Raw genomic sequence first — 11204 nt, forward strand, 5'->3', positions numbered from 1 at the left:
GGTTGCGGGTCAGGGGAGGACAAGGAAATGACGAGATCAGCTGAAATGCAGGAATCTGGCAATGCTCGAACATTGGTTCGAATTCATTCCTGGGAAGTTCGCGGGATCGCGCACAGATGCCCGGAGCGGATTTCCAGAGGGGCGGCGCGGGCCGCAGCCAGCCCGTCGGCGATGTCGTCGGTGAAGACAGTGCTCGACTTCGTTGAATTCGACCAGCTTCCGCTCAACGCGGCGCTGCAGAAATGGAACCGACGAGCCGAGCCTGCTCCGGAGCTCGCCCGCTGGACTGAGCACGCAGTCGATCAAGCGCTCGCTGCGAATGCGTCGTTGGCGGCCGAGCCGGGCACAGAAGCCGGCGCGCTGGAGCCCGTGTCCCGGGAGTGGGCGAGGCAGCACCGATTCCCGGATGGCTTGGTCTACGAAGAGACCGTGACCGGTCGGCGGTACGAAGGCGCGGGCCTCCGGGAACTGCGCGTCCTCCGCGCGAAGGTGCGCAAACTGCCGGACGACGAGCTCGCGCTCCGGAAAACGGACCCGGAGGTCGCCTTCGCGGCCGGTGTCCTCGCCGGTGCCAGCGAGGTACTCGGCAACAGGTGGAACTCCCAGAAGCCGTACACCCTCTCGCGGTTCACCGCACCGGCCCGGATCAGGATCGTGGAGATCGGCTGCGAAGACGGAACTTTTCAGCCCCTCTTCGACGGTTCCCGGGAAGAAGCACTGCACCATTACCAGGAATACGCCGCCGGCGAAGCGACCGCGCTCGCCGCGGGCGGCGTCTATCGTCCCGGGAGCGATTGCACCAGCTGCTCGCTCCTGGGCGACTGCCCCGCTGTGCCGGTCGTGCCCGGGATTCTGGGCGTCTCGGCACATTCGGGGAGCACGCGCCGGCAATGGTCAGTGACCGATGGCAGAGAACACGCACAATGCCCCGCGCGCACCCGGTTCAGCGAACTCCGCTTTCCTCGGGACCGAGCAGCTGAGGACAATGACGAGGCCCGGCGCGGCCGCGACGTGCACGAATGGCTCGAGGAACAGCACGGCCGGGTCCCCCGCCGGAAATGCCGGGCCGCGGAGGTTCCCGACGACCCCGGCCAATGGGCAGCGGAATGGGCGGGCCCCGACGGCTTTCAAGCCCGCCTGGCGATCCAGATGATCGGCGACCACGCTGTGGTCTGCCCGCTGGCGGGACTGCCTCCTGACGCCCAGGTGCGCAGCGAGCAGACTGTAGCGGTTTCCGACCCGGAAGCCGGCGCGCTGATCGTGGCCAAAACCGATCTGCTCTACCACGACGGCATGGGCTGGACACTCCGCGAAACGAAGACCACCCGATCGCCGCACCAGGGCAACCTGTTCGGAAAGTACCCGCAACTGGCTTTGGCTGTCTGTCTCTCCGCAGCCGGATTCCTCACCGACGCCGGCGTGCCGCTGCGTGTCGAGCTGGAAGAACTGACCGGCCGCGGTCCGGTGCTGACCGAACTCGACGTGACCGCCCCGGTCGTCCTCGCAGCTGCCCGCGCAGAGCTGGCAAAACTCGCGACTCCCATGTTCGACGGAACCGCTCCGCACGCGCGCCCCGGAAATGCCTGCCGGAACTGCGGTTTCGTCCGTTGGTGCCCGTCGGCGCGCAAACCGCTCGCATGAACGGCACGACGCACGACCACCAGTTCGATCCCTTGCCGCCCTGGCGCGCAGTCGTCGCTGCCGCGGTGCGTGCGGCTTACGCTTGGTCGAAGCGGCACGAACAGCCTGGGGCACTGCGCGAGGTGGCGAGGATGACCGGCGTGGTGATGGCCGCGCACGGGCCAGGAAGAGGCCCGTCGACTCCCTCGGAACTCGCCAAGGCTCTGCACCGTCGCCTCGGCGACCTCCCCTTTCTCCAGGACTGCCCGGAAGCGGAAGCAGCCGAGATGATTTTGCTGGAGAACGGCCAGCTCACCGCAGCCGTCTACGATCTGGCCTGCGAGTACTCGGCACCGCTCGGAGAGGCGATCGGGCGGGCCGCGTGGTTGCCGACCTGGACGCGGATGCGGGCCGACCAGATCCGGCAGGAAGCCTATGCGGCGATGACTGCGACCGGACGACAGGAAGACTATGTGGCTTCCCGGAAGTTCCTCATCGAGCACCCAGCCGGGCAGTTTGACGCACTGCGGGAGCAGCTGAGCGAAGAAGGCGCGAAGCTGGCTCCGTACGGATACGAAGAAATTTCGGAAGACCAGCTGCACCGAGACCGGAACAGCGAGGCATGGTGGTTCCCGTGCCCGATGTGCCGATGGCCGATGGCCGTAGCCGGCGACCGCGTTCGGTGCCGGTACCGGCCGCATTCTGCGTCGTACCGGATCAGGCGGAAGCCGGTCGGCACCAAGCCTGTGCTCGATCGCATCGACACCGGCCCTCGCATTGCGACTCCGAAGGCCGCGCCGGCAGCCGGCGCCCGTTGCGTCAACGCCGGAGTCTGGCGCTTCGTGGTGGTTCCCGGGGCGGCAGAACTGCGTCTGTACCGAGCACTCGACAAACCGGGGATCGACGTGGAGCTGTGGCCGGGAGCCGACAGCTACGACCTGCACGTCAAAGTCGGCAACCACGAGTACCAGGCGGATCTCAAGGAATACCAATCGATCGGGCGGCTCGTCGATCATCTCGCGGCGACCCGCCCCACCGCCGATATCGTGCTTCCGGTCACCCACGAGCACCAACTGGACGCTCTGGAAAAAGCCGTGCCGCCCGGCGTGCGAGTCACCACCGAGACGAGATTTCGCACCAGGATCCTCAATCTTCGCAGGAGGGCGAACGCGTGACCGAGCGAGGCGATCCGGGGCAGGCCCGCGTAGGCCCGCACTTGTTCAAGGCCGCAGTCGGGCTCGCCGCCAGGCTGTTTCCTCACGAAACCGGCGACGGCGCGGCGGCAGCCGCCCGCGCCGACATCCTGTATCTGCTGGACGGCCACATCACCTCGTGGGCAGGTTGGGACGATCTCGACGTCTCCGAACGGCTCCGCATCGCCAGGCTGCTCAAGCGACGCACCAACGACTACGCCAACGCACACCGAGCGGGAGAGTCGCTCGACCGCATGCTCGCCGCCGGAGAGATCAGCGGCTGCAGACGCGGCGACGGCGACATCGTCCTCCTCGATCCCGGTATGCCTCTGGCCGCATTCGTCGACAATGCTCTCGGCGAGCTCGACAAGCTCTTCGCAGCCCGGCCCCGCAGCCTTCGTCCAGCACCGCCTGGCCATTACACCTCGACGGTGCGCGTGCCCCTCTCGGCTTCCCGGGACAGGTACACCAATTTCCGTTTCGACCTGCTGCCACATCACCGGGACAAAGGACGGCCGATGCCGGTCGTCGTTGATGCACCGGCAGCCGACCAGGTCACCGTGCCGTTCGCAGAGCTCAAAAAGCTGGCCGCGGACCTGGACCACAGCCCCGATGTCGCGGGCAATCACCGTGTCGAGGTCGTTGAGCGTTTTGAACGGTCGGTTCGCTCTGGGGCCGGACCAGAGGCGGTTTCCGGGCTCGAGCTCACCGCGGGGTCGATCAATGAACTCCTTGCCTACACCGGTTTCGGGAAGTCAGTGGTGCTCATCGAGGTTTTCGCCTGCTGGGCTATCGACGCTGGCTGCGTGGTCGCATTCGTGCTGCCGACCAATTCCGACGTCGTCAAAGCCGCACACCAGATCGAGACAGCCGCGACTGCCCTCCAGAAGAAGGGTGAAGTGATTGCCCTGACGTCACCGCGTTCCCGGATCGACGTGGCCGAGACGGTTACTGCACACCCGGATGCCAGCGGACCGGACCGCGACTGGGTGTGGGATCGGTTCGGCTACGGATGCGCGCTCGCCGCCGTAGCCACGAGCTCGGAGGCAGTCGACTCGTGGGTGCCGGGAAGGGAACCCTGTGCGTCGCTTCACGATCCGCGTCCCGACGCGACCACCAAGACGTACGCCTGCCCGTGGCGTTCCAGCTGCGGCCGTTTCAGCGCCTCCCGGGCAGCCTGCACCGCAGACGTCATCGTAACGTCGCACGCCAACCTGCTGCTCGGCGTTCTCCAGACACCCGTCGACGACGGGTACGGCGGCAACGACCGGCTGAGTGTGGAGGAACTGCTGCTGCGCCGGTGCCAGATCGTGGTGATCGACGAGGTGGACGAGTTCCAGCAACAAGCCATCGAGCACTCCGGACGGGGCTTGGTCTTGGACGAAGCGAGGCAGACCGCCACGCCGCTGCGACGACTCGACACGGATTTCGCCGGCGCGCACGGGGCGCTTCACGACGACGTAGACGCAAACGTGCGCGACGCTTTCTTCGGGCTGCGGTACCTGTCCGAGAACTACGTCAGCCATCTGACCTACCAGCGGCTCGGGCCCGCCCGGTCTCGCAAAGGCAAACGCAAGTACGGGCCCGGGCGCGCGTGGATCGTGCCTCGCCGGCACGACAGCTGGCTCATGGAAAAGCTTTTCGCGACCGACGCAGCAAACCTCACCGACGAGCAGCAGACAGCCTTCACGACGTTGTTCCCTGGCGAGCCGGAACCGCCCCGCGACGCGTCTGCCAAGTTCAGAGCGGCCCGTCGCCAGCTCGATCGCCTGATCGGCAGCGGCACCGCGGGAGCCGCGATCGCCGACGCGCGCAGCGCCGCCCTCGCATTGGTGACGCACTTGTCCGCGGACGACCAACGCGAGTTTGCCGACTGGATCATCCGACGCACCATGCTGGAACGCCTTCGCCTGTTCTTGCACCGGCTGATGTCGAACAACTCGCAGCTCGTCGACGCGGGGATCGAGTCGGCGCAAGCCGTCGCGGACGCGCTCGGCACCTACGGCCGGTGGCGAGCGACTCCGACCGGTCCTCTGGGCCGTCTTGTGTTCGCATTCACCGAACACTTCGACGACACGGGCGTTCAGCCTGCCAAGCTCTCGACTGCCGCGTTCGGCGGCGATCCGCACACCTATGTGGTCACGCTAGGCGATCTCACTGCCCTCGCGCACGCAGGCACCCGCCGGATCGTCCTGGGCCTTTCGGCGACGTCGTATTTTCCCCGGGCCCCGCGTCACCACCTCCACACGAAGCCGAAGTGGTGGGTACGGGACGACTCCTCAGCGCGCGTCAGCGTGCACGCGGCGATCGTGCCCGGCCCTGCCCGGACACCGGTGCGGATTTCCGGTGTCGAGGGGCCGGCAAGGTCGGCCGCCGTGAGGCAGATCTCCGCCGGGCTCTGGACCAGCTACCTCAGCGCCGAGTTCGACCGCCTCGACAGGGAGGATCCGGATCGGCGCCGGGTGCTTCTCGCGACCACGTCCTACGCGGCAGGACGCGAAGTTGCCGAAGGGCTAGCGGAGGCAGGCGTCCACCCGCCGAGGATCTGCCTCGCCATCCCGCCGCGCGGCGAACTCGCCGACGGCCGGCTCTGGCAGGAACTGCATGCCGATCGTTTGGAGAAGTTTCCGAGTCTGCCTGACGCCGACATCCTGATCGCTCCACTCGCCCGAGTGGAGCGCGGCGTCAACATCATCGGCGCCGGCTCGCGGTCGGCCCTCGGCTCGGTCTGGCTGATCGTGCGCCCCGTGCCGGTGATCGACGAACCCGCCGAACTCGTCGCGCACATCCAAGCCGCCGCGCTCGCCGACCATCCGGGACCTTCCACGACACCGGTCAAGCTGATGGAAGACCGCCGCAGCACGGCGGGCATGTTCCTCGACAAGATCGTCCACTGCCTCCCGTACTTCCAAGCGCAACCGGAACGGGTCAAGCTCGCAGTGACCGCGGAGATGATCGTGGGAGCCATCCAGCTCGTCGGGAGAGCCCGGCGCGGCGGGACACCGGCTGTTCTGCACCTTGTGGACGGCGCCTTCCACGACAAGCGCGGGTCGGGGTTCGCCTCGCTCGTCACCCGGCTCGAACGCGCCTGGACTCCGGACCAACGCCATTGGATGAACGAGTTCTACGGCGACACGCTTCAGGCGTTTCTCGACTACGCGGCAAAGAATGTCTGATGGGGAGAGTTCTGTGCTGACCACGCTGGCCTACCGCATACCGCGCAAACACGTCGACGAACTCCTCGGCACGGTGACCGCCTATCCGCTCACCTCGGAGTTCGTGGCAGCCTGGAATACGCTGCCCGGCGACCGGCCGACCTACGGTGCGCTGGCAGCGGGTCTGGTCGCCGCCACCGGCAAACCCGTTCGGCTGTTCGGCGAGCGCAAGCTCCGCGGCCGCGACACCGAGGCCGGTGCCAAAGCCCTCCTGCTGACGCCCGATGACGCGCTGGACAGCCGTCTCCGCATTGCTGTCCGCGCGTGGGAACGCCATGAGCGCAACGGCGCGGCCCCCATTCTTGCCGGGCTTATCCCCGAGCCGGAACCCTCCCGCCCTTTCAGCGATTTTCTGGAGCTGCGCCCGGGACATGCGCCAGAAGCACCGCCGTGGGTCTTCCGCGTGGCAGCGTGGCAGGCTGCGCGTTTCCTCGCCGCTGCGCCTCTCGCTCTGGGCCCCGCCCACTCGATCCAGCTGCGAATGGACACTGCCGGCAGGCTTGTCGCGTGGCACCGCGACGACCTGATCAAGAGCCCGGACGGCACTGCGTGGTCGATGGCCAACGTGACGGTCCGGCTAGCCACCCGGCCGGGTCTCGAAGACCTCGTCCTTGCCTTCGACGCGCACCTCTCCCGGCTGGACCCGGACCTGAGGTATTTCCGGGCAGCATGGGTCGAACGGGACTTTGGGGAGGCACCGGTCCCCTACCTGCCGGTCACCGGGCACTGGGAGCAGGCGAACGGCGAGCGGCGTTGGATCCGCCATTTCGACCCCGCGATAGCCACGATCCTCGCCGAGTGCGAGCTGGCGCCCCTGGAAGTGCCGCAACCCGGCGGCGAGTGGCCGTCTCAGTTCAGGCCGAAGCTGCGAGCAGCGAACTTCCACGCCTTGGGCAGTGGCCTCGGCCCGCGGTTCATGGCGCGTCTGCACGAGCACATCACCGGCCACTTGCCCTTGCTGACACCACTCGTCTACGAGCCCGACCCGGCGATCAAATTGCCGCCACGCGTGAAGAAATACCCCGCGGAAGGCATCACTGCGGCCGCGGTGGGACCGACCGGAGCGAAGAAACTCGTCATCGTCTGCCTCTACCGGACGACCGAAGCCAGAGACCGGATGTTCGACGAACTGGAGAAGCTCACCGGCGTCCGCCCGCGCGGCGGCGACGCGCCGACCGCGGTGCACGAGCGCTTCGAGATCGCGGCCCGGTACTGCCCGAAGCTGCTCGACCATTCGACGCCCAATCGTGCCGAGGCGCTCGACGAGCTAGGGCTGCCCTCCGACCCGGAAACCCTTGTCGCCGCATGGGTGGAGACCGAGTATCTCGCTCATCGCGAGTACGAGAAGCCCGCGCTGGACGCGAAACCGCATCTGCGCCGGCTGTTCGCGCACCGCGGGATCCCTACTCAGTTCCTGGCGACAGAACCGGCTGTGCTGCCCAAAGGCGCGCGGGCAAGCACGACCTCGACCAAAGAGCACGCCGCCAGAGCCGCGCTGCGGGATCTCTTGCGCTCCGCCGGCGTGCTCGACGAACGCATGCGGACCGCGATCGCGCGCCCCGATCTGAAGGTCCGGCTGACTCGCAGAAACCTGCTGGTCGGCATCAGCGCCAGGACGCAGCGGACCGGAGAAGGTTCCGCCGCGCTGGTCCTGGTCCTCACCGCTGTCCTCGCCGACCCGGACCATCTTGAGCACTGGCGGGTGCTGGCTTACAGCGAGAAGCAACGGAAGTGGGTGCGCGCTGCCGACGGCGTCACCGACTTCCATGCCGGCGCTATCGGCTCGCTTGGCCTCGGAAGGTACGGGAACAAGGGAGCAGCGACTCGCGACGAGGTCGAACGTCGGCTTCAGATGCTTGTGACCGGTGACCTCGCAGCGGTTCCGGTTGTCGTCTTCGTGGATGCTCAGGCGACCCGGTCTGTGTGGCCGGGCCTGCTCAACGCTCAGGCAGGAGAAGCCGAACTGCCTGGCGACACGCTGCGGGCCCGCGGCGCAGAAATTTCCGTCGTCCGCTCGCATTCGGACATGGAGGACCTCGGCCGGCCGGTCACCCGCGAAAACGAGGGGCAACCTCTCTCGGACAAAGAACAGCCCGCTGCCCCGGGCAGAAAAGTCTATCGGCTTAAAGACACCAGCGTTCCCTCCTGGCTGCTGGCCGGAACATCGATAACCCTCGCCGCGCCGTTCGGCAGGATCGGCACGAAATACACGCGCTGGACGCTCCCGCACGACCTGCAAAAGGAACTGGGCACGGCATGGCACGCCTACACCGCACGAGAATTCGCGGTCGTCCACGCCGGCGGCCGGGACCCGGCCGAACTGGCCGCGCTTGCCGCACGGCTGTGCGAGCAGCCGATCGCCTGGGACGGGCGCACCCTTGCCCCGGGCCCTCTGCACCTCGGCCTCGCTGCGGATCGCGACCACCCGGAGCACCGCTCCTCCGAAGAGGACGACTAGCGGAGGCTCCAGGTCCGCCGCTCTGTGCTGCGCATGACCAGCAGCAGATTCGCGACGCACTCCGGTGTGTAGTCCGCAATGCGGTAGTAGTCGTTGGGTGCAGGACCGAGAAACAGCGGGATCTCGTATTCCGAATTCCCCGGCAACACGACCGGGAGCACATAAGGCCGCCAATCCGGGTTGCGCTGGTAGAGCGTGCGAAGCGCATCGAACTCGGCTCTCAGACCGGGATGCTTTTCAAGCGCGGCGTCGCCGTCACCCACGGCCCGGCACATAGGCGAAGCGATGACGAGCACGAAATCCCGGTGCCGAAGATTCCGATACGCCCAGTGCCCCCAGTCTTTTCGCCGAACGTCTGCGTATTGGTCGATGTGAACGTCGATTCCTTCGGCAAGCAAGACGTCGGCAAATCGCCGCACGTTCTCCTTGTGCTCTGCGTCATCATGCGCGTAGCAGATGAAGGCAGACGGTTCACCGGTGTCGAAGGCCCTTCGCCCGCCGGGCGCCGCCGGGGTCAGCGGCGGCCTGAGCTGCTCGTCGCGCAGTGTCAAGTCGAAGCGAACCGGCTCCTGCACCGGCCAATAAGGCGAATCGGAGTCGGCTCGCAGGTCAAAGCGTGCGGAGAGGGTGACAGGCAGGCGCTCGCAGCCGTCAGGGACCACCAGCGCCAGCCATCCGGACCTGGAGCCCGGTTCGACCCCGTCGCGATGCTCGGACGCGTGCCGCCACCGAACCGACGAACCGGGCACCCCGTGGCGGTAGACCGCGCCGTTCGTTTCGCTCAAGTGCACCTGTCCCGGCTTGCCCGCCGGAGCAAATTCGAGATAACGAGTGAGATCGTACGCAGCGGCAGGTTGCGGAACTCGTGAAGTGCGGGGCACAGCGTCCACAACGGTCACCGATGCGTCGTCGCCGAACTTCAGCCCCAATTCGTACCACCGAATCGGCGGCAGATCCTGCTCGAGCTCCAGTTCGTAGCTAACCTTCACGAGATAGACAGCCGACCCGGCGAAATCGTCCGCTGCCTTCTCCACCGGATGGATCTGCCACGGAAGGAGGCGCAGCGCGCCAATGGCGGCTTCTTCCGGAGCTGTGTCGATTCTTCGCCCATTGTCCTCGACTACCGCGAGCTTGACCGCGATGTTCCTGTCCGTCATGTGCTGAGGTTCCTCCCAAACCTTCGCGATGGCGCCACTGGCAGACTACTGTCGGCCCGCACCGCAGCGGATGACCGCCACGCTTCGCCGATATACATTCGAGCGCGTGCGAGTGCGTCCGCCTACTGGCCGCGCCAGCCGACAACTCCGGACCGCGCCCGGTCGTCCGCGACCACCACCCGCCGAAGCAGCGAAATCAGCGTCTCGCGCTCCTTCGCGGACAGCTCCGAAAGAAGCACGTCCTGCGAACGCCTGGCTTCCGCCCCCAGCTCCCCCGCCAGCGCCTTCCCCGCCTCCGTGAGCGCGACCCGCTGACGGCGCCGGTCCTCCGGGTCCCGTTCCCGCCCGACCAGCTCGCGGCGCTCCAGCTCGTCCAGATAGCCCACCAGATGACTCCGGTTGAGACCCAGCCGGTCGGCGAGCGCGTGCTGCGCCAGCGGCCCGAAGTCGGAAAGCCCGGCGAGCACGGCGAAGTGCGGCAGCCGGAGACCGTGCGTCTCGAGCGCGCCGGCCAGTTCCCGGCGCCCGATCCGCGCGACGTGCCCGGCCAGGTACGACGGCAGCGCGAGCAGGGTCGGCGGGCGCAGTTCGTCCATGCCGGGATCCTACCCGCTGGACAGATATAATTCCGTCAGGTAATCATGTCGCCATGACACGATTTCTCCCCATCGGCCCAGCGACCCATGCCTGACTACGGCCACGACCTCCAGTTCGGCGTCATCCTCCTGCCCGAAACCGCCGAGCCCGGCGCGGTGACCAGGCTCGCCGCAGCCGCGGACACGGCCGGGCTCGACCTGCTCAGCGTCCCCGACCACCCGTACCGTCCGGATCTTCTCGACGCGTGGACGGTCCTGAGCGTCATCGCGGCGCGCACCGAGCGGCTGCGCGTGTTCCCCAACGTCGCCAACCTGCCGCTCCGCCCGCCCGCCGTGCTCGCCCGCTCGGCGGCAAGCCTCGACCTGCTCAGCGGCGGCCGCACCGAACTCGCCCTCGGCGCTGGCGCGTATTGGGACGACATCGCGGCCCAGGGCGGTCCGCGGTACACCCCTGGCGAAGCCTTCGACGCGCTCACGGAAGCGATCCAGGTCATCCGTGCACTGTGGACATCCGGGCCGCCGACTCACTTCTCCGGCACCCATCACCGGCTCACCGGCACTCCGCCCGGCCCCTTCCCCGCGCACCGGATGGAAATCTGGCTCGGCGCGCTCGGCCCCCGGATGCTGCGCCTGATCGGCCGCACCGCGGACGGCTGGCTGCCGAGCATGACCCGCGTCCCGCCGGACCGGCTGCCCGCCGCGAACGCGCTCATCGACGAGGCCGCCCGCAAGGCAAGCCGCTCCCCCGGCGAAATCCGGCGGTTGTACAACCTGCCGGGAATTCCGTCGAGCAGCACTGCCGAATGGGCCGGTCAGCTCGCCGAACTCGCGCTCACGCAGGGGATGAGCGCGTTCCTCCTGTCCGTGGACTCCGCGGACGCCATCCGGCTGTTCGCGCGGGAGGTCGCGCCGCGGGTTCGCGAACTGGTGGCTGCCCGCCGTTAGCCGACGCAGAGGACCCCGAG

The 11204-nt window shown here is 67.6% G+C and carries 7 protein-coding genes; 5 read left to right on the top strand and 2 right to left on the bottom strand.

What is annotated here, in order from left to right; genetic code table 11:
• Window positions 1-189: 189 nt before the first annotated feature.
• From ACZ63D_RS01965 to ACZ63D_RS01980, 4 genes are read left to right on the top strand one after another with little or no spacing between them, the layout of a single operon-like run.
• Window positions 190-1641, top strand: coding sequence for a PD-(D/E)XK nuclease family protein (locus ACZ63D_RS01965; protein ID WP_465352413.1), 1452 nt, complete (start codon window positions 190-192; stop codon window positions 1639-1641).
• Entirely contained in the window at window positions 1638-2795 is a 1158-nt protein-coding gene (locus ACZ63D_RS01970; protein ID WP_465352414.1) for a pPIWI_RE_Y domain-containing protein, read from the top strand. The genes ACZ63D_RS01965 and ACZ63D_RS01970 overlap by 4 nt, the downstream gene beginning before the upstream one ends.
• The gene (locus ACZ63D_RS01975; RefSeq protein WP_465352415.1) at window positions 2792-5989 is read left to right on the top strand and encodes a hypothetical protein; all 3198 of its coding nucleotides are present in this window, start codon (window positions 2792-2794) and stop codon (window positions 5987-5989) included. Before ACZ63D_RS01970 ends, ACZ63D_RS01975 begins: the two co-directional genes overlap by 4 nt.
• A 13-nt stretch (window positions 5990-6002) precedes the next feature.
• The gene (locus ACZ63D_RS01980; protein ID WP_465352416.1) at window positions 6003-8486 is read left to right on the top strand and encodes an RNaseH domain-containing protein; all 2484 of its coding nucleotides are present in this window, start codon (window positions 6003-6005) and stop codon (window positions 8484-8486) included.
• On the opposite strand, the gene ACZ63D_RS01985 is transcribed toward ACZ63D_RS01980, so the two are convergent.
• Both ACZ63D_RS01985 and ACZ63D_RS01990 read right to left on the bottom strand, forming a co-directional pair.
• Complete coding sequence (locus ACZ63D_RS01985; RefSeq protein ID WP_465352417.1) at window positions 8483-9643, bottom strand: toll/interleukin-1 receptor domain-containing protein; 1161 nt, start codon at window positions 9641-9643, stop codon at window positions 8483-8485. The genes ACZ63D_RS01980 and ACZ63D_RS01985 overlap by 4 nt on opposite strands.
• A 122-nt stretch (window positions 9644-9765) precedes the next feature.
• Window positions 9766-10239 (bottom strand): MarR family winged helix-turn-helix transcriptional regulator, encoded by a 474-nt coding sequence (locus tag ACZ63D_RS01990; protein WP_465352418.1) that lies wholly within the window; start codon window positions 10237-10239, stop codon window positions 9766-9768.
• An 87-nt stretch (window positions 10240-10326) separates the two neighbouring features.
• Here ACZ63D_RS01990 and ACZ63D_RS01995 point away from each other — a divergent pair, with 87 nt between their 5' ends.
• On the top strand, window positions 10327-11184 hold the full coding sequence (locus tag ACZ63D_RS01995) for an LLM class flavin-dependent oxidoreductase (protein WP_465352419.1): 858 nt from the start codon (window positions 10327-10329) through the stop codon (window positions 11182-11184).
• Window positions 11185-11204: the final 20 nt, after the last annotated feature.

It is taken from the genome of Amycolatopsis sp. NPDC104775 (genome assembly GCF_055583325.1).

Coding starts and splice junctions, on each gene's coding strand:
- ACZ63D_RS01970 (WP_465352414.1), top strand. CDS start 1,638: ATGAACGGCACGACGCACGACCACCAGTTCGATCCCTTGCCGCCCTGG.
- ACZ63D_RS01985 (WP_465352417.1), bottom strand. CDS start 9,643: ATGACGGACAGGAACATCGCGGTCAAGCTCGCGGTAGTCGAGGACAAT.
- ACZ63D_RS01990 (WP_465352418.1), bottom strand. CDS start 10,239: ATGGACGAACTGCGCCCGCCGACCCTGCTCGCGCTGCCGTCGTACCTG.
- ACZ63D_RS01995 (WP_465352419.1), top strand. CDS start 10,327: ATGCCTGACTACGGCCACGACCTCCAGTTCGGCGTCATCCTCCTGCCC.